This window comes from Paenibacillus algorifonticola (genome assembly GCF_050481745.1).
GTDB lineage: Bacteria > Bacillota > Bacilli > Paenibacillales > Paenibacillaceae > Pristimantibacillus > Pristimantibacillus algorifonticola_A.
The window spans coordinates 41,082-60,046 of record NZ_JBCNGR010000001.1; the positions used below are offsets into that span (position 1 = coordinate 41,082).

The following is an 18,965-nucleotide window of genomic DNA, read 5'->3' on the forward strand; positions in this document are numbered from 1 at the left end:
AATAGATTTAACCGAATCCTTCAAGCCCAATATATTGCAGCGTTTTCTATAATAGTGTTTAATTTTATTAGTTGCTTATCACTTTAAATTCACATATATGTGAATTAACTAATGAGGAGGATATATGAAATACAATAATCCGGTTGTCAAAGGATTTTATCCAGACCCTAGCGTTTGCAAGGTAGAAGACACCTATTATCTGGTATGCAGCTCCTTTCAGTACTTCCCCGGCGTACCGATTTTTGAGAGCAAGGATCTGGTTAACTGGACGCAGATCGGTCATTGCCTAACTAGAGAGAGTCAGGTTCAGCTCGGACAGGTAGGCAGCTCTGGCGGCGTTTTTGCTCCTACGATACGTTACAACAACGGTAGATTCTACATGACCACAACCAACGACAGCACTCGTCAAAATTTCTATGTATGGACCGACGATATTTACGGCGAGTGGTCGGAGCCCATCTATGTGGAGCAGGGGGGAATCGATCCCGATTTGTATTTTGAAGCTGGAAAAGCCTTCTTTATGAGCAACGGGAAAGATGATAACGGGATAGGCGGCATTGTGCAATGTGAAATTGACATTGTAACGGGCAGTAAATTGTCGCCAAGCCGTTCGATTTGGCAGGGAACAGGCGGACGCTATTTGGAAAGCCCGCATCTCTATAAAATCAATGGCCGATATTACCTGATGGCGGCTGAAGGCGGAACGGAATATGGCCATATGGTCATCTATGCAAGGGGAGAAGCTATTTCCGGACCATTCGAAGCTTATCCGAATAATCCCGTGCTGACCAACCGCAATTTGGGCGGCTATGAGCTGCAGGGGGTTGGCCATGGCGATCTGGTTCAGGATAACGATGGTAATTGGTGGATGCTCCATCTAGGCTTCCGTCAAATCGGGCGATGGCTTACCTACCATCATCTCGGACGCGAGGTTTTCCTTACACCAGTTGCCTTCGGAGAGGATGGCTGGTTTACAGCAGGGCATAACGGTACGACGCTAACGAGTTTTGATACCGATGGGGGCACGGCGTCTGTTATCCAGCAGGAGAAAAAGCTGTTTACCTTCGAGAACACGGATTGGAGTTTGGATTGGTGTTACCTTCGCCATCCTGTTGCAGAGAATTACCTCCTAGAATCCGATAAGTTAACGCTTAAAGGGACGGCAGTGACGCTGGATGTTCCAGCATCCCCGACCTTTATCGGGCTCCGGCAAAGAGACTTCAACGCCGTCATTTCATGCGATGTCAGTCTCGCCCACGGCGAAGCCGGCATTACCCTGTATATGGATGAGAATCATCATTATGATTTGGCTATACGCAAAGCTGAGACTGGATATCAGGTTATTGAGCGCTTGAATGTCGGAGATGTTAAATCCATTGAACATGCAATAGATTTGGGAAGCGACAACCATGCTACTCTGATCATACAGGCAAGCCATGAGCGCTATAGCTTCCTCATACAAGCCAAAGGCAAGGAGACTCTCTTAGGCACGGCACAAACCAGATACCTATCCTCTGAGGTTGCAGGCGGCTTTACAGGCGTCCTTATCGGCTTATATGCTTACGGAGAAGAAGCTAAGGCTGAATTTTCAAACTTCAAGTGTGAATATCTTTAAAGGTCTCCAAGCATGACTTGCAGTAAATGTCTGATGGTAAAAATGTAAAGCCGGTTACTCAGGAACATCCTGAATAACCGGCTTTTTGCAGGAATACGACTAAATGATTTCTTATCTAAAAGGAAATACCATTTTCTCTGCATTTCCGACTTCAAAGGCTACCGCTTCGTCATAACCAAGGCCCTTGGATTTCGTAATCATCTCATCCTTGAGCTTATTGTATTCGGCATCATTTTTGGCAAAAATCATCTTCCAAGAATATTCCTTAATAATCTTTCCGATTCCGTCAATCTTCTGCTGCAGCTGGGCAGGGACGGTGACCGGGGTTTCCGTCGTAAAGAACGGCTTCGACACTTCAATCCTATTGTTTTTCACAAAATAGTCTTTCGCCGTCATGACACCCGTTGCTTCGCGCCAGCTTTTGGTAACCGGGTCCGGATCATGATTCAGCGTGGAAGGCCACAGGTTGTAGTCATACGTTTCTCCCGTATCCGGGTTGATGTTCGTCATCTTCAGAGTCGTATTATTAATCTGATTCGTACCGTCTTTGAATGTGCCGCCGCCATATTCCGCTGGTACCGGCTCGGCATTCGCCGGAAGCGCCTTCCAGCCGTATTCGGTTACGAAAGGCTTGCCGCTGCTGTCGATATCCCAAGTCAAGCCTTTCGGGCCATAGTTCGCTTCCATTACGCCTTCCGGAGAGTACAGCCAGCTCAGGAATTCCATAATGCGCTCGGGAGCTTTGGCGTCCGCACCGATTGCCCAAACCCGGTTGCCGCCGTACGGGCTCTGTCCGAACGAGGTGATCTTCTCATCAGTAAAAGGCACTAATGCGAAACCTTTGCCTACAGCTGTACGCTCAGGGGTGTTGTAAACGTTATCAACCCAAGGGAAGTGTGAAAAGAATACTTGTCCGTCTTTAATCTTGTTGGAGACATCCGAGAATTTCTGTGTTAAGGAATCCGGATCAAGCAGTCCCATCTGATTTGCATCGTAGTAAAACTTCAGACCTTGAAGATAATAGCCGTCTTCATCGAGGATGCCCTGCCATTCATCTTTATTCTGATGTGTCAGAATCATCCCTGCTGGATTCAGGCCATCGCCTTCATTATACCCATGAAACTGGGCAATGACTTTGGCCAGAGTCATATAGGTACCGTCCCAATCGGACCAGAGCGAGATACCGTAAGTCGGACGGCCGTTCTCACTCTTTGGCTCGAGCTCTTGCATTTTTTTAAGCAGTGGCAGGTAATCGTTCAGCGTCTTGATCTCCGGGCTACCAAGCTGCTGGTACAAGTCCCAGCGGAGATTCGGTCCGAAAGTCATCGTTGCTCCTTCAGAAGGACCTTCACCGACTCCCACGTCAAAGCCTACCCCGTATACCGCCGTGCCGCCGCCAAATTGCTTCTTGCTCGCTTCAATGGCTTCCGGAGCATTGGCCAGCAAGCCCTGACCATATTTATTGAGCAGATCGTCCTTGGTAAAGTCCAGCAGGAGACCCGCTTTTATAGCATCCTGGTAGTCTTTGCCGTTAGATCCGAATACAACCAAGTCTCCTAGATCGCCGGAGGCCATCATGGTCGCGATTTTCTGCTGACCGCCAGCCAGATTGGAGGCGATGATGTTGAGCTTTATATTGAACTTGTCCTTGACAAGCTTGGCGAACCATCCGGGCTGCTCCCCGGCATAGTTTGCCAGCGTGGAGAACACATCAATGGTAATTTCTTCTCTATCTGGATTTTCATTATTGCCGGAAGCAGACGGAGCCTTTGTACCGCTATCCGCGGATTTCCCTCCATTATTATTGCTGCAGGCTGAAGTAAACACGAGCATAGCGCACATTAGAATGAGCAGCGCAGAACCATACCATCTTTTTTTCATATTTCCAAAATCCTCCCCTGTTCATACTCTTTGGCTGTCTTTCTTGCATAAAACAGACGTTCAGTAGAAGAAATTCACCTCCTTCAAGCCATTAATATCGGCCGTTTAACCTTTGACTGCGCCAATCATAATACCTTTGACGAAGAATCGCTGGAAGAATGGGTACACGAGCAGAATCGGCAGTACAACGACCATGGACACGGTTGTACGGATGGAGGTCGGCGTTGCCATATTAGCCAGATTCAGATCCATCGCGCCCGTAGATTGCTTCATCAGTTGAGCAATGGAAGTCGCTTCATTCATGTAGCGGTACAGAATGAACTGAAGCGTGAACATCTTCTGATCTGTGACCAGAAATAGGGTATCCGTGAAGCTGTTCCACTGGGTGACCGACGAGAAGATTGCAATGGTTGCCAGAATCGGCGTAATCAGTGGCAAAATAATACTTGTGAACACCTTGAAATAACCGGCTCCGTCTATTTGTGCTGACTCCTGCAGGGCGAGCGGCGTAGACTCCACAAAGGTTTTTACAAGAATGATAAAGAACGGCTGGACGATGAACGGCAATACGTAAGCGGCAAAATTATTGGTCAGCCCCAGATTCAGCATCGTTAAATACCACGGAATCAAACCGGCGTTAAAATACATTGTAATGACCAGATAGCGGTACCAGAATTTGCGTCCCCACATCTGCTTAGTGAACAAGTATCCCAGAAAGGCGGAGGCGGCAACCGTCAAAATGGTGCCAATCACCGTACGCCCGACCGACATAAGCGCTGCCTGTCCTAGACCGGGAATTTTAAAAACATCCATGTAGTTGGTAAAATGAAGGTCTTTGGGATAGAACATGATCAGCCCTCTGCTGCTGAGATCATTATTGCTGATTGTATTAATGAACAAATAATAGAATGGGAATACACAAATGAGCGTGATGATCGCAAACACGGCATAGTTAATGAAATGGAACAACGTAAATTTCTCTTTGGCAGGCATGATGTCGCGTCTCTCCTTTTCTGTCTGTTAGATTAAAAGATGCTGTCACCGCGGATGATTTTGGACATGCTATTCGCTACGAACAGCAGAAATAGACTGACCAGTGATTTCAGCATGCTTACAGCTGTTGCGAAACCGAAGTTCGAGTTCGTCATGCCGATGTTGTACACATACAGATCCAGAACCTCGATATGATTCGTATTCATCGCATTCTGGAACACATAGAACTGCTCCATCCCATTATTAATGAAATTACCGATCGAGAGCAGAAGCAGCACGAAGAAGGTAGGCATAATGCCCGGTACAGTTACATGCCACATCAACCGGAAGCGTCCGGCGCCGTCGACCCTTGCTGCCTCATAGATCTCCTGATCAATGCCTGTAATAGCGGCAATATACATAATCGCGCCCCAGCCTAATCCTTTCCATACACTCCACAAGGTCATCGCCATCCAGGTATGATCGTCGGAGGCGAGAATATTCAGCGGTCTGGAGATCCATCCCAAATCCAGCAGCAGGTTATTCAGGAACCCGTTATCTACCGAGAACAGCATAAAGGCAAAGGAATAAACGAGTACCCAGCTGATGAAGTTCGGCAGTGTTGTAAGCGTTTGTACCATTTTCTTGAATCTAGTGCTTCTAAGTTCAACTAGAAAGACTGCGAAGATGACCGGCAAAACGGAAGTCGCAATATTTAAAGAGCTGATGGCGAAGGTGTTGCGCAGCACTCTCAGAACTTCCTGACGCTGAATGTCATTGGATATCATCGAAGTGAACCAGTCAAAGCCCATGAATTCGGAAGCAGAGAGCGGAATGCCAGGCCGATAGTCATAGAAGGCATAGATCCATCCGTAAAGCGGCAGGTACGAGAATAAAAAAGCCAGAACCAGAAATGGCAATGCCATTAGAAATAAATAGTACTTGTCTTTGCTTTGGAATCGTTTGGGGGATTTTGCACCCACCATGGTTTTACTTGCCGTATTGATGTCCATCGTTCTCCTCCACTTTATCATTCAATTTATATACTATTTAGTTAAATATTAACAATAAAAGTGCGTGCAAAGCCGCGTCCGGGCCCTAATACCAAGCAATACTAAGCAGTACCACGCAGTCTCGGTTCCAGCATTATTTTATTCCTGCTATTCAAAACAATTTATGGCGCTGGAAGCTGCTCCAGCGCCATGCTGGGAACATTTATGCTGAGCCTATCGCTTCACTTCATTTACTTCCCGAGTAATCTGTTCCCCGCCTTGCTTGCTCCATTCCTCAGTAAACTGATCAAAGGTATCCAGCGGCGCTGCGCCGAGAATAATCTTCAGAAAGGTCTCCTCTTCAAGCCGCTGAAGCTTTGTCCACCTGCTTTCCATCGTTTTGGTTTGGGTATAAGTGGCGCTGAATATGCCATTAATCTCGTTGTCTACCAGCGGCGAACCGCCCACTAATAAGGAGTACGCGCGTATCCACATCGCCCTGTTTTTATCAGGAGCCCAATACTTGATATCGTATTTGTCATAAGGCCCCAGCTTGACTGGGCCAATATTCCGGATATCCGATAGCAGCATTTTGTATTCGGACTTATCCAGGAAATCTTCAGCGGTGCTATTTCCCGCCAGCACCTGCCGCAGCGCCTTCACTTCATATTCGGTCTCATCGGTTGGTGCATAAGTTAATCGCAGTGGATATTCGGTGGGGCCCCTTTCGGTTGTAAAGGTTCCCTCGCTTTCCCCAAGAACGAGATTGTTAAGGATTAACATAGCGGCTTCCGGATGCTCATACCCTTTACGGACCACGACAAATTGACTTGTGAATGTACTCATATGAGGACGATATTCGCCATTCCGGTTCAGCGGGAGCGCATAGGCCTGCCAATTGGCCTCGGGATTGCTCCTGACTGCGTCGTCTATAGGTCCGTAAGGTGCCCACCACGGCGCGAAGAACATCCCTGTCTTTCCGCTCACAATGGATTCACCCGGATCTTCCCGCACCCCCATTTCAGGATCAATGAGTCCTGCCAAATACATTTCTCTTAATTTCCCCAAAACTTCCTTGGTTTCCGGCTGGACTGAGCCATATACCACCTTGCCGCTATCCTCCAGCCAATAGCCCGGGTAGGCATTATAGGCGGCAAAGATTCCGTCAAAGCCATATAAATTGTTGGTTGAATGAAGAAAATTTGCATACAGCCTGCCCGTCAAGCTTGGTCCAGCCAATCCGATCGTATCCCGCTTGTTGTTGCCGTCCGGATCCATCTGCACAAAGGCTTGCGCAGCCGCTTCCAGCTCTTCCATCGTTTGAGGCGGCTCCATATGCAGCTTGTCCAGCCAATCCTTGCGAATCCATAAGAGATGGACGCCATCCGCACGCAGCTGTACATTGGGGAGGGCGAGAATTTTCCCGTTAAACGTTACGCTGTTAAGCGCTTCTCCATCTGTGCTGTCCACAATCCTCTTAATGACCGGAGAAGCATACGTATGGTACACTTCGGTCAGATCCATGAGCTGATCGGCCTCAATCATTTCTTTTAACTCAACAGGACCTACTACCATCGCATCCGGCAAATCACCACTGGCAATAGCCAAGCTTACCTTCTGGTTATAACTCGCCGGAGACGCTTTGAAATAATAGTCGACGATAATATTCAATTTATTTTTGATATTTCGGGTATATTGATTATCGACAAGGGTTTCGCCCTCGAGCAGTGACTTCGTAGACTCGACAATCGTACCAATGCTAATGGTGACAGGGCTCTCATATTTTCCGGATGAATCAGGAAGCAGCCTGGCATTTGGATCGATGTCTGGATTGGAGCTCTTGGAGCTGCTGCACGCGCTTATAAACAATATGATGACGATCAAAGCAATCATCCTATGTCTTCTGTTCATCTTACCTTCCCTTCCTTCAGTAAGATTGCCTTGTTACCTGAGTATACAGGATAGAAACCGCCTTCGCGGCAGAAAGCGGCTTTCAGTTTGGGTAGAGATATGGAGGAAGTTAGAGCCGCATTAGTAGACATTTGTCCCCCTATACATCGGACATTTGTACCCCGGTTTGGGCGGATTGCCGGTACTCACTGGGAAGCATGCCTGTTTTTTCATAAAACACCCGGCTGAAGTATTTCTGATCCGTATAACCGGTATGCTCGGAAATCCATTGCATGTTTTTTTGCGTATACTGCAGATATTCCTTAGCCTTGTCCATTCGGATAGAACGCAAATACTCATTGAAGGTCATACCGACCATGTCCTTAAAGCACTGGCTGAAATAGCTGCGGCTCATATTCACTCGTATCGCCATCTCGGATGCAATGACCGGACCCGCTATTTCCTCGTGCATCGCCTGCACCGCTTTCGCAATGCATTCCTTGACCTCCTCCGAATATTGGGGCTTGCTAATGGCAGCAGCCAAGGATGCTCTCGCTTTACGCAGCCACTCCTCCACTTCGAACCATGCGCCGAAGGCTTCTGGCAGCTCGATTTGCTGCTTGGTTACAGAGGTGTAAATCCGGTTCCATCCAAGCAATAATGAATGCAGGAACGCGGTCAGTCTTGCAGGCGGCAAAGCCGCCCTTTTCAAATTCTCCAGAAATCTGTCAAACTCGGATGCTTTATGAACCCAGACCAAGGCGAGTCCGTGACTTCTCAGATCGGCGAGCATGTCTTCATTCACTAACGTGGGCAACGATGACTTATCCTGGCCTGCATCATCGGGCTTTTGACTGGGAACGGCATCATAGAAGCGGTTATTTGTTAGCTGCACATCATTATCGGTTATAGCTGGAGCAGCATTCTTCCCCTTCTCTTCCAGTATTCGTCCTCTGATTCTGCCCATTACCTCATCATAGCTGTCCGTTTCCAGTTCAACCTTTGCGATATAATCAATGGCCCCCAGTCTTAGGCAGTCCTGAACATATTCAAAGTCCTGATGGAGCGTCAGCACAACTATGGAAATACGGGGATATTGCTTTCGGACGGCGCGTATCAGCTCCATACCTGACATGACGGGCATCGCCAGATCGGTGAGCAATAAATCGACCGTCTGCATAGCGAGAAATTCCAGAGCCTTTTCCCCATTTTTCGCTTCTCCCACTACTTCCATACTGTATTCCTTCCAGGGAAGCATCGATCTCAATCCTTTGCGCACCAGATTGTCATCATCCACGATCAAGACTTTAATCATTCGGCAGCACCTCCATGCTCGGTAATTTCAGAAAGACGGTCGTTCCTTTGCCCAATTCACTGTGAATCTCAAGACTCGCCATACCGCCATATTGGTTCTCAATCATTCGTTTGACATAGCTCATTCCGATCCCCATCCCGGCCTTCTGCTGTTCAATCTGCTTCTGATGGAGCAGCTTCGCGATCTCCTCTTCCGAAATGCCTGCGCCATTATCATAGACAGTTATAATAATATGACCTTCGTCCTTCCCCACCTCCACTTGAATATATCCCTCATCATGAAGTCCGTGGTAAAGGGAATTCTCCAGGATTGGCTGTAAAATAAACCGGGGAATCGCTATATCGAGCACAGCGTCATCCACATGGATCCGCACATCAAAGGCGAAATCATACCGGATCTGCTGGAGTGTTAAGTATTGCCTGATGGAGTCGATCTCTTCTCGGATATTGGAGACTTGTCCTCTTTTGCCCAGATTGTAATACAGCAGCTTATTGAGTGAGACCACCAGCCTATCAATGTCCTTCTGTCCGTTCATTACGGCCAGCCAGTGAACCGTATCCAGCGTATTCATCAGAAAATGCGGGTTGATCTGGTACAGCAGCTTCTCCACCTCAAGGTCAGCTCTCCCTTTCTCTTTGACCTCCACCTCCTGAATCAGCTCGGAAATCTGGTTTTTCATATTTTGCAGCTGCTTAAGCAGAAAATCAAACTCCGGAATTTTGATACGCGGTACTTCGGCAACAGCCGTATTCCGCTGCGTTATGGATTTAATTTGAAGATTGAACTGCTGCAGCGGAATATATACCATCTTCCACAGAAACCAGGCAATCAGCAAGCTGACGACAAGAAACAATAAGAACAAATAGATCATTTGGATGACCCAGCGATTTTTCTCCTTGTTATATTCGTCTTTTGGAATGAGCGATACTACGCTCCACCCCTGATTGCTGGTGCTTTCAAACCAATAATATCCGTTCAGCAGACCGGCCCCGTTAATGCCCCTGCTGTCATTAAAGTAATGGTTCATAGCAAAGTCAGCAGGCACATCGCTGTACGCAATCCGCTTGTCGTTATCTAAAATCAGATAATAGGAGGCATCCTCCAGTTTATTTTCAAAAATAGACGGGGTCATCTTGAAGCCTGACTCGACGTACACATACATATCATCAGGATCTCCGGGCAAATCCACCTTGCGGAGCGCCGAGATCACATATTCGTCATTATAGCGCTCATTGCTGATATGAGGCCCGAAATAAGAAATTCTAAAGTACTCGGCAAGCAGTGGCAAGCCATTTATTTCATAATCCTCTTTTACGATATTACTGTTGAACATATAGGAGCCTTTAGCTTGGGAATAGTACATCATGAGGCCAATCGTCGGGTTTGTAAAAGAGATCAGATTAATCTCCGTATTAATTTCCTCCGTCAGCACAGCTCTTTCATATTGATTATCGGAGGAGAGGAGCGCATCTACTTTTTTGCCGATACTGCCCTGCAGCGCAAGCTGCTGAGAGACGTGATTCAAGTTGCTGATCGTTTTTTCCAAAGAGAGCTCTGCCTGCTTCAGATTACTGCGCACACTGCTCTCCAAATTGCCCGACAGAATAGAAGACATCGTATGGTAAGACAGCAGCGCGACACAAATAAAAGGTACCAGGGTGCCGCTTGCAAAAATAAACATAATCCTCTTCTTCATCGTCGCCTGCTGAATATAATTCACAAGCAGCTTAAACGTTCCTCCCACGGACATGCCCCCTTCTTGCCACATTTACCTCCTCCTATTATCGCACCTCTCATTCGACAAATTAAAGGGCCATACCTGGAAGCGTTCCTATGAAATGAAGCTGAATTCTTATAAACATTCGTTCAAAAAACAAAAAAAGCTGCCCCTAAGTTAACCATTCTCATTTCGCTCTCCGAGCAGGTCGGCTTTCATTCCATTTCCAGCTTTAATCGCGGCTTCTCCAAGCTTATGGGAGCATCTCCAAAAGAATGGCGTAAAGGGGCGAAATCCGAAGCTCAATCGGCCAAGGCGTCGATATTGGAATTTACGGGGTGGGTTTGAGGGGGTGGTAGCAGGGTCAGGCAGCATGTGGTAAGCAGCATAATCCTTTCAATAAGATTGCATAATGATGTATTATAAAGTATGCATATTTATATCATATACTTACCAAAAGGAGAGTGTAGCTTATGAGCGAAACCTATATTCCAACTGGCGTGAACCTAAAAGAAACTGGCTTTGGATACACGTTGTCCTTAATAGGCGGTAAATATAAAATGATCATTATGTATTGGCTGTCTGAAAATAAGGTAATGCGGTTTAATGAGCTGCAACGATCTATCGGTACCATTTCTTTTAAAACGCAAAGCATCATGTTAAAAGAGCTGGAGGCAGATGGGCTTATCATACGCAAGGAATTTCCCCAAATACCTCCAAAAGTTGAATATTCATTATCTGAAAGTGGTCTTTCTCTCATTCCATTGTTAAATATGATGTGCGAGTGGGGAGAGAAAAACAGTTCGCCAGCTCTGGAGGCTGTACAGCGGTAGGCATAGTTGTTTTGTTTATATGAAAAAGAAGTATCTCCTGAACAGGGAAATACTTCTTTTTTTATAGATATTAGTTCTTCTATATCTTTCTAAGTTCTGGTTGAGTTTTAGAGCGGGTTACTCGTAAATATACCATAACGGTTGCTGCAGCGATGGCAATAACCGCAGCTCCAATCCAACTAATCAAAGCTAAGGAAGCTTGTTCCACGACAACGCCTCCAATTCCTGCACCAGCACCCATAGCAAGCTGTAAAACTGAAGTATTCATACTCACCATAATGCCTGAAGCAGCCGGAGCAAGCGTCATTAAGTGATATTGCTGAGTTGGACTTGTTGACCAAGCGGAGAGAGCCCAAAATATGAGGACAAGGAAAGCGATAGCAGGCCATTGGCCTGATAATGACAGTAGAACTAAGGCTACTGCATGCAGTACCATACTGACAAATAAAGTACGAGGGAATCCCCATTTATCTGTACTATAGCCGCCAAACTTTGAGCCGAACAAGCTGGCAATCCCGAAAGCGAATAAAGCAATGATGACTGTTTTACTGTTCATCCCTGTAACCGACAGCAGGTAGGGAGAAATGTAGGTGTAGACAATAGAATAACCAGAAATCCATAAGAAAGTGATCATTAGGGCTGCCATTATTTTCGGTTGCTTAATTAAAGCAAGCTGTTTGCGCAAGGGAACCGATTCATCGCCATTTGAGCGTGGGATGACTAAGAGTATAACGATCATCGCAAGAATACTAAGTACACCGATTCCTCCGAAAATTAATCTCCAATCATAAACGGAAGCAATAACTCTGCCTAGCGGAACACCGATAATCAACGAGGTGCTAAAACCCATAAGGAGCGTTGCAATTGCACTTCCCTGTTTATCAGGTGGAGTCATCTTGGTAGCGACTGTAAAGGAGGTTACAACGAATACTCCCATGCTTAGTGCAAGAATAACGCGTGAGACTATAAGAAATCCAAAGCCAGGTAAAACCACGGCGATAATATTTCCAATTACAAATACGCCAAGTGAATAAACTAAAAGCTTGCGCTGCTCCATTCGTGCTGTAAGTGCGATAAGGAAAGGTGTTCCAAAAGCATAGGCGAGTGAAAAAACAGTAATGAGCTGACCAGCAGCAGCGACGGAGACATTAACGTCTCTTGCAACTGTGTCGAGAATCCCTGCTATGATATACTCGGATGTTCCAACCAAAAAGCTAACAGCGGCTAATAAATAAATTTTCCAGACATTTGACATAAAATTATCCCTCTTTCTTAATTTCAATATTTCCAGGCATATAGAAAATATTTATTTCATGCTCTGAGTATAAAGATTGCACTATAAATATGTAAGTACGCACTTTTAGTACAGGTACTGTGATAAAGGTTAGTGTCACCCTAAGCATATACACTAAATTAAGTTAACACCGTACCGGCATAACGATTGCTGAATCCATACTTTATGAATCTCAAAACCAATGAAAAGGGAACCCGGTTCAAATTTGATTTATTCGCGACAAAAAAGCAGAAGCCGCCTGTTATGCCAGGCGACTCCTGCTGCAAAAATATAGATTCCTTCATTAAATAAGTTGATCTTCTGACACATCCACCCGTACAGGCCCAATTAGCCCGCTCGGTTCCTGCTGCGAGAAAGCCGACAAGTAGTCGCGCTGGTCCTTCACGAGCGTATTCGTAACTTCAATGACAAGCTTATTTTTCCCTTTTTTCAGCAGACCGCCGATTTCCAGCTGGTAGGGTGGACATATACGCACGCCAGCTTGCTCTCCGTTTACCCATACTTCTGCCGTTTCATAGACTTCCCCAAGATTTAATAAGGCTTGTTTCCAAGGCTGCGTACATTCAAACTCCGTTTCATAACGAAAGGTGCCGGAAAATCGCGGTAAATAATCTGGCCTGCTCATGTTCGTTAACACTGTCAGTCTCCCCCATTCATTGAACGAAGGATAATGCTCAGCATCAGCGGTGGAAATCGTCCATTCACCTGCTATTATATCCATTCCAGTCACGGCTCGCTGCTCTGGAAGTACGGTGAAGTCTCCAAGATCAGCTCCATGGAGAAGAACAAGCGATTCATAGGGATGAAGCTCAAGCTGCACCGCTCCAGTCTCCCTGTTTGCCTTGCATTTGGTCAACCGATTTAGAAAAGCATCATAGGCATATATTTCACCTTGGACAGGCAATACAATTTCCGTAAAAATGCTTTGATGCGGGTGCTCGTTAAAAAACATGAATACAGCCAAATTTTCATGAACATAATGATAATTTCGGAGATATGGCTCGTAACTAGCAGCTTTCATATCGTAGTATCCATCAGCCATCAATTGTTGGGCTAGTTGGTCTAATGCGACAAGCTTTACGTTCCGATGATGAGCAAGACTGGTTAGCTCCGCAGACACGTCACTGCCTTCGCTCGAACGTGCAGGCCAGTCATCAACAAAGCGGACGGCAACACCTTGATCGGCGAACTGGACCAAACTCCGGAGCATCGCCGCTGGCAGCGCCTCTGCATAAGGAACGATAAGGCAACGATAATCTTCTTGATTAATCAGCAGCCTGCTATCCTTTACACTCGCCGCCTCCATCAGAATATCAACGGGAACAACATCACAGTCGATCTGCTTTTGCATCAATTGCTTGACTGGCTTGTGAAAATACATCGCCGCCCCCGACCATTCGGCTTCAGCATGATAAACGACTGCTGCGGTCGCCACATGCCGCCCGCCTGAAATCAGGTGACTTATCCGATTCATATATTGATTCAGATGCTTATAATAGCGGTATTGCGGATTTTCTCCACCTGCATACAGATGCGGCGGGCAATCGGGATCCGGAAACGTTTTTTGACTAAATGCATGTGGTACAAAATAATTGACGCCACGAACGAGCATATGGTCAGTGAGCCATTTCATCAGCTTTAGCCCTTCTGCCCATCCATAGGCTCCATACAATTCGCACATGGTCCGTCCCTTTTTTTTCGGATCGATATGCCCCAGCGACACACCTAGCTTTGCAAGGCCATAGTGGAAAAATTCACTGTCTGTCTCCCCTGCCGGCCAGCGAAAAGACATTTCATCGAAGCCTGGGACGATCTGCCACAGCACCACATCGATACCCGACATGTCCTGTCCCCAAAGCGAGCGGAAGAAGTGGCCTGCGCCGGAGCCAAGCCTTGCATGAACGTTATTATCTTCCAGCACATGTCCAATGTATTCTACCCCGTGGGCTCTGCACCACTCTCCGATCTGGCTGCAGAAGCTTTCCCCGTAAAGCTTGCTGACGATATTCATATAAGCATACCGAACCATGCTCGACTTTTCCCCCGCCTCATGCCAGAGGAGATGCAGCAGCTTACGGTAATCCTCCCCCAACGCCTGTTCAAGCAGGGTCGGCATTTCATCGCTCCAAGGCAGGGATACGCCTTGTTTTCCCAGCTTCGAATTGAAATCAAAGGTCGTCTTATCGTTGTAGAATCCGGGTTCGTCCGAAAAAAAACCAGCAAATGTCTTTCCAAAATCTGCGTGATACCGATTATAAAAAGCCTCATAAACCGTATCGAGCAAAATGCGAACCGAATCCCGAACGAGCGGGTTTAGATAATCCTCCTGCGCCTTACTGCCGCCATCTTTGTTTTCTGAAACGATGAATACCCGCCAATAGCCTTCAGGAACATCCCAGTATAGAATGCCGTCATGCACTAGCTCAGTTAAGTCTATGCATTCACTGGTTAACGTTTCATTGGTTGATGCTCGACGCACAGCAACAACAGAAATGAGCTTGTTTTTGCCGGTCGCGTATTGGCTCTGCGAAACAGTAGGCCTAAGTCCGCTCATCAGTAAGGTATCCAGCAGCAGAGATGTGCCTTTGGCAGGACCGATGGTATCGATAAAACGTTCACCCAGGAACTTGCGATGAAGCTCCTCTGGAGCCTCCTTCACTTTGCCTGCCGCATGTCCGGTTGGAAAATGGTCGTCATCCAGCATCCACACCTTCATGCCGCGCTTTCGAGCTTCATCCATAATGATGTCCATGTCCAACCACCACTTCAGCCCAAGAAAATCCGGATGAGGCCGTGCCTCTACACAAACTGCACCGATTCCAGCCCCATGAATACGTGCCATCTCTTCGCGAATCGCTTGCTCCTCCTCGCCATGCTGCCAGAGAAAGGGAAGGATATAATTATGTTCTCGACCTTCAAGCACTTCCTTCAAAAGATTGCTCATCCTAGCCTCCCTCCTGATTCAAATCCTTTTTCTTTAGTGGATTATTTCTTTACTTTGGCATACCAATCTCTGGCACGCTTCGTTACTTCTTCTCCACCCGATTTGTTCCACTTGTCTACGAATTCATCGAATTTGCTGATTGGATATTGTCCAAGTATAATTTTGGCTGCATATTCCACAAACAGCGTCCGATTGTTAATATCCGGATAACCCTCGTATACACTGGCAGACATGCCATCGCCGGCTATGACCTTGGCATATTTTTGAGCTTCCTGCATATTGCTAGTCACCTGATCGACGATCCACTTACTCTCTTCCGATGCGGTGCTTTCGAAGAGATCAATGGTAAAGTCAAGGGTCGCCGAGCTTGAATATGGATTAAGAACCAGATTTTCCTGCGTACTCTTATCGTCCGGAAGCTTGACGGCTTTGCCGTCCTTCATTGTATAGTGCATGCCTTCTACACCGAGGTATAGCGCTTTGAAATTATTTTTGTCATACATATTGTTCAACAGCTTTAAGGTAGCCATTAGTTTCTCTTCATCTTTATTGTTCTTCACGACCCATTGCGGGGGAGCAAATCTCTTTCCGGTGTAAAAGCCCTCATAACCTTCAACTTTAGGTACAGGGAGCACGGAAAATTCTGCTTTCACACCCGTATTTTTTTGCAGGTTTTCCAAATTGAGATTGAGCTGCTCCACCCAGTGGAAGTAGTTTCCAGCCTTATTGGACGTAATTTTTCCATCCCACTTTGCCTTGTCGTTCAGAAGCGTCTCCTTATCCAATAATCCGTCCTTATACAGCTTGGCGATGAACGCTAAAGCGTCTTTCATATTCGGTGTTACGGCTGAATAAGTAAGCTCGCCATCGTACAGATCCCACTCCGGGTACCCTTCAAACATGGCCACACCGTACATGGCGAACAAGTGATCCATCCAGCGAGCATCTTGACGGCCGCCCGTTGGAATCTCATCCTTCTGACCGTTGCCATTAGGGTCCTGATCCCGGAACGCCTCAAGTACTTTGACGTACTCGTCTTGCGTCGTTGGCATCGGCAGGTTCAGCTTGTCGAGCCAATCTTGGCGAATCATCCCCGCATATCTTCCGTAATCGACCGAGCCAGGGATGTAATAGATTTTCCCCTGACCGGTTGGATCATTGGCCTTGACAACATCCCACATTTCAGTTGGTATCGTTTCCCAAAGATTCGGGGCATATTTCGGCAATAGCTCCGTCAGGTCGGCAATTGCGCCATTTTTGGCCAAGCTGTCTTCCATGCCCTGTTGGGGAGTAAACAAATCTGGCATTTCATTGGCTGCAATCTTCAAATTCAGCTGATTCAGGTAATTCGTTCCACCGTTCCATTCCACATAAGGATGGATGACGCCTACGCCAAGCTTTTCCTTATAAAATTCATACAGCTGGCTGCCTTTGGTGATCGGCTTGTAACCGATGTTGGTGCCCCATACTTCAATATCGACTATCCCATCTGTACTGCTCGTTTGACTCTGGGCAGCCTGATTCGAAGTGTTCGTGTTGCCGCCGCAGCCGTTTATAACCGTAACAGCCAAAATTCCCGCCGCTATCGTTAACCCCATTTTTTTAACGTTCATGTGTTTTCCCCCATATCTTTCCGTAATATGTTTAAGGCTGTTCGCCTAAAAACCTAAAAAGGATGACTAGCCTTTTACCGAACCGATCATAGCCCCTTTAACAAAATACTTCTGCAAGAAAGGATACACCATAATGATCGGAAGGATCGCGAAGATAACCGTGGCTGCTCTTAAGGTTCGCTCGTTGTAGTTCAGATCAACTGTTGATGCAGCGCCCGCCATAATGACGTTATCGTCTGTAATAAACTGCCGAATCTTGATTTGCAGCGGAAACCAGTCGGTATTTTGCAGGAAAAGGAGCGGATGCTGGAACTGATTCCACAACACCACGCCGTAGAACAAAGCCAGTGTCGCAAGGACTGCTTTGGACAGTGGAAGCACCAATTGAAACAGCATCCGGAAATACCCACAGCCTTCAAGCAAGGCCGCTTCCTCCAGCTCCTTCGAAAATTGTTTAAAAAACGTTCTCATGATAATCAAATTAAAGGGATTCAGAATATGCGGTATGATTAGCACCAATGGATTATCATAAAGTCCTATGCCGCGAATCGTCAGGAAATAAGGTACGATAGGAGCCTTGAAGATCATGGCGATTACGACGCTGATCATGATTACGGACCCCCAGCGAAACTCCGACTTCGAAAGCGGGTAAGCAAGCAGCGCGGTCATCAGCAGCGCCAAAACCGTTCCAATCAGCGTCGTAACCAGGGTTAGGAAAAACGATTTCCATAGATCAGGACGATCGATAATATAGCTCCACGAGTCGAAGGTAAACTGCTTCGGCCATAAGGTGACCAAATTCATATCTACAGCGTTTTTGGAGCTAAGCGAGGTAGATATGACAGACAACAGCGGGATGAGAGCTATGACGGACAAGAGGATGAGAACGATCGTAATGCCTGATACAAATATTTTTTCGCTTCTCGATTCGAACATGTCTACCAGAGCCCCCCATCCGATACTTTCTTCGACATTCGATTGAATATATACACCAGTATCAGTCCAATAATCGATTGGAATAAACCAACCGCCGTTGCAAAGCTGTACTGCGCTTGCTGAATGCCGGTCCGGAACACGTACGTATCCAGAATATCTCCTACGTTGTAGGTCATCGGAGTGATTAGATTATAAACCTGATCAAAGCCAAGATCCAAAAAGTTGCCGATTTCAAGGAGGAACAGCACCAGTACGGTAGGCAGCAGCAGCGGGAAGGTGATATGGCGAATTTGCCGGAATTTGGACGCCCCATCCATCATCGCCGATTCGTACAACTGAGGATCAATCGCACTGATCGCCGCTATATACACTACGGTACCCCAGCCCGCATCCCTCCACATGGATGAAAGCACGTAAATGGGCCGAAAGTATTCGCTTTCCTGCATCGCCAGCAAAGGTTCAAAGCCGAACCAGCCGATAACGATGTTAAACAATCCGCTTAATGAAAAAAAATCAAAAACGATACCGGCAACGATAACCCAAGATAAAAAGTGCGGAATATACAAAGCGGTCTGTATTCCTTTCTTGAGCGCCGATTTTCGAATCTCATTGATCATCAGCGCCAGAAGAACCGGCACGGGGAAAACCAGTGTGAGCTTGAGAAAACCTAGTACCAGCGTGTTTCCGAACACTCGGGCAAAGTCAGGATGCTCCAGCAAAGTCTCAAAGTGCTTGAAGCCTACCCAAGGACTATCCATCAGCCCTTGAAACACCGAATAGTCCTTGAAGGCGATTACAGCACCGGCCAGTGGAATATATTTAAATATAATGAGAAAAACGATTCCCGGAATCGCCATCACATACAACGGCCAATACACCTTCATTCGATAAAATGCAACTTCTTTCAACTGATCACCCCCCATATCTCGTTGTTGTATTCGCTTACATGAATAATATACAACT

Annotated in this window: 13 protein-coding genes; 2 read left to right on the forward strand and 11 right to left on the reverse strand. The window is 46.6% G+C overall.

The features are described 5' to 3' along the window. Positions 1 to 124 precede the first annotated feature (124 nt). Positions 125 to 1,615, forward strand: coding sequence for a glycoside hydrolase family 43 protein (locus ABEW34_RS00170; RefSeq protein ID WP_430153753.1), 1,491 nt, complete (start codon positions 125 to 127; stop codon positions 1,613 to 1,615). A 111-nt stretch (positions 1,616 to 1,726) separates the two neighbouring features. On the opposite strand, the gene ABEW34_RS00175 is transcribed toward ABEW34_RS00170, so the two are convergent. The 6 genes from ABEW34_RS00175 to ABEW34_RS00200 form a co-directional block, all read right to left on the reverse strand. Further along, a complete protein-coding gene (locus ABEW34_RS00175; protein ID WP_430153756.1) occupies positions 1,727 to 3,496 on the reverse strand; it encodes an extracellular solute-binding protein in 1,770 nt (589 codons plus the stop codon). A 105-nt stretch (positions 3,497 to 3,601) separates the two neighbouring features. Further along, positions 3,602 to 4,489 carry a carbohydrate ABC transporter permease gene (locus ABEW34_RS00180; protein WP_430153759.1) on the reverse strand — a complete coding sequence of 296 codons (888 nt, stop codon included), beginning with the start codon at positions 4,487 to 4,489 and terminating at the stop codon, positions 3,602 to 3,604. 32 nt (positions 4,490 to 4,521) lie between these two features. Next, positions 4,522 to 5,481: an ABC transporter permease gene (locus ABEW34_RS00185; protein ID WP_430153762.1), complete on the reverse strand. Its 960-nt coding sequence runs from the start codon at positions 5,479 to 5,481 to the stop codon at positions 4,522 to 4,524. 213 nt (positions 5,482 to 5,694) lie between these two features. Beyond that, positions 5,695 to 7,371, reverse strand: a complete 1,677-nt coding sequence (locus ABEW34_RS00190; RefSeq protein ID WP_430153764.1) for an extracellular solute-binding protein — start codon at positions 7,369 to 7,371, stop codon at positions 5,695 to 5,697. Positions 7,372 to 7,510: 139 nt separating this feature from the next. Then, a complete protein-coding gene (locus ABEW34_RS00195; protein ID WP_430153766.1) occupies positions 7,511 to 8,665 on the reverse strand; it encodes a response regulator transcription factor in 1,155 nt (384 codons plus the stop codon). Beyond that, positions 8,658 to 10,433, reverse strand: a complete 1,776-nt coding sequence (locus ABEW34_RS00200; protein ID WP_430153769.1) for a sensor histidine kinase — start codon at positions 10,431 to 10,433, stop codon at positions 8,658 to 8,660. The genes ABEW34_RS00195 and ABEW34_RS00200 overlap by 8 nt, the downstream gene beginning before the upstream one ends. Positions 10,434 to 10,855: 422 nt before the next feature. Between ABEW34_RS00200 and ABEW34_RS00205 the strand changes: the two genes are divergently transcribed. Next, positions 10,856 to 11,215, forward strand: a complete 360-nt coding sequence (locus ABEW34_RS00205; protein WP_430153772.1) for a winged helix-turn-helix transcriptional regulator — start codon at positions 10,856 to 10,858, stop codon at positions 11,213 to 11,215. A 79-nt stretch (positions 11,216 to 11,294) separates the two neighbouring features. Here ABEW34_RS00205 and ABEW34_RS00210 read toward each other — a convergent pair whose 3' ends face one another. The 5 genes from ABEW34_RS00210 to ABEW34_RS00230 form a co-directional block, all read right to left on the reverse strand. Further along, complete coding sequence (locus ABEW34_RS00210; RefSeq protein ID WP_430153774.1) at positions 11,295 to 12,470, reverse strand: MFS transporter; 1,176 nt, start codon at positions 12,468 to 12,470, stop codon at positions 11,295 to 11,297. Positions 12,471 to 12,792: 322 nt separating this feature from the next. Beyond that, positions 12,793 to 15,453, reverse strand: a complete 2,661-nt coding sequence (locus tag ABEW34_RS00215) for a glycosylhydrolase-like jelly roll fold domain-containing protein (protein WP_430153776.1) — start codon at positions 15,451 to 15,453, stop codon at positions 12,793 to 12,795. Positions 15,454 to 15,494: 41 nt separating this feature from the next. Then, complete coding sequence (locus ABEW34_RS00220; RefSeq protein ID WP_430153778.1) at positions 15,495 to 17,066, reverse strand: ABC transporter substrate-binding protein; 1,572 nt, start codon at positions 17,064 to 17,066, stop codon at positions 15,495 to 15,497. A gap of 66 nt (positions 17,067 to 17,132) precedes the next feature. Beyond that, a complete protein-coding gene (locus ABEW34_RS00225; protein WP_430153781.1) occupies positions 17,133 to 18,002 on the reverse strand; it encodes a carbohydrate ABC transporter permease in 870 nt (289 codons plus the stop codon). A 2-nt stretch (positions 18,003 to 18,004) separates the two neighbouring features. Beyond that, on the reverse strand, positions 18,005 to 18,910 hold the full coding sequence (locus tag ABEW34_RS00230) for an ABC transporter permease (protein ID WP_430153783.1): 906 nt from the start codon (positions 18,908 to 18,910) through the stop codon (positions 18,005 to 18,007). Between the last annotated feature and the right edge of the window lie 55 nt (positions 18,911 to 18,965).

Excerpts from the sequence above, each read along its gene's own strand:
- ABEW34_RS00215 (WP_430153776.1), bottom strand. The coding sequence starts at position 15,453 with ATGAGCAATCTTTTGAAGGAAGTGCTTGAAGGTCGAGAACATAATTAT.
- ABEW34_RS00185 (WP_430153762.1), bottom strand. The coding sequence starts at position 5,481 with ATGGACATCAATACGGCAAGTAAAACCATGGTGGGTGCAAAATCCCCC.
- ABEW34_RS00225 (WP_430153781.1), bottom strand. The coding sequence starts at position 18,002 with ATGTTCGAATCGAGAAGCGAAAAAATATTTGTATCAGGCATTACGATC.
- ABEW34_RS00210 (WP_430153774.1), bottom strand. The coding sequence starts at position 12,470 with ATGTCAAATGTCTGGAAAATTTATTTATTAGCCGCTGTTAGCTTTTTG.
- ABEW34_RS00190 (WP_430153764.1), bottom strand. The coding sequence starts at position 7,371 with ATGAACAGAAGACATAGGATGATTGCTTTGATCGTCATCATATTGTTT.
- ABEW34_RS00180 (WP_430153759.1), bottom strand. The coding sequence starts at position 4,489 with ATGCCTGCCAAAGAGAAATTTACGTTGTTCCATTTCATTAACTATGCC.
- ABEW34_RS00220 (WP_430153778.1), bottom strand. The coding sequence starts at position 17,066 with ATGAACGTTAAAAAAATGGGGTTAACGATAGCGGCGGGAATTTTGGCT.
- ABEW34_RS00200 (WP_430153769.1), bottom strand. The coding sequence starts at position 10,433 with ATGTGGCAAGAAGGGGGCATGTCCGTGGGAGGAACGTTTAAGCTGCTT.
- ABEW34_RS00195 (WP_430153766.1), bottom strand. The coding sequence starts at position 8,665 with ATGATTAAAGTCTTGATCGTGGATGATGACAATCTGGTGCGCAAAGGA.
- ABEW34_RS00205 (WP_430153772.1), top strand. The coding sequence starts at position 10,856 with ATGAGCGAAACCTATATTCCAACTGGCGTGAACCTAAAAGAAACTGGC.
- ABEW34_RS00175 (WP_430153756.1), bottom strand. The coding sequence starts at position 3,496 with ATGAAAAAAAGATGGTATGGTTCTGCGCTGCTCATTCTAATGTGCGCT.
- ABEW34_RS00170 (WP_430153753.1), top strand. The coding sequence starts at position 125 with ATGAAATACAATAATCCGGTTGTCAAAGGATTTTATCCAGACCCTAGC.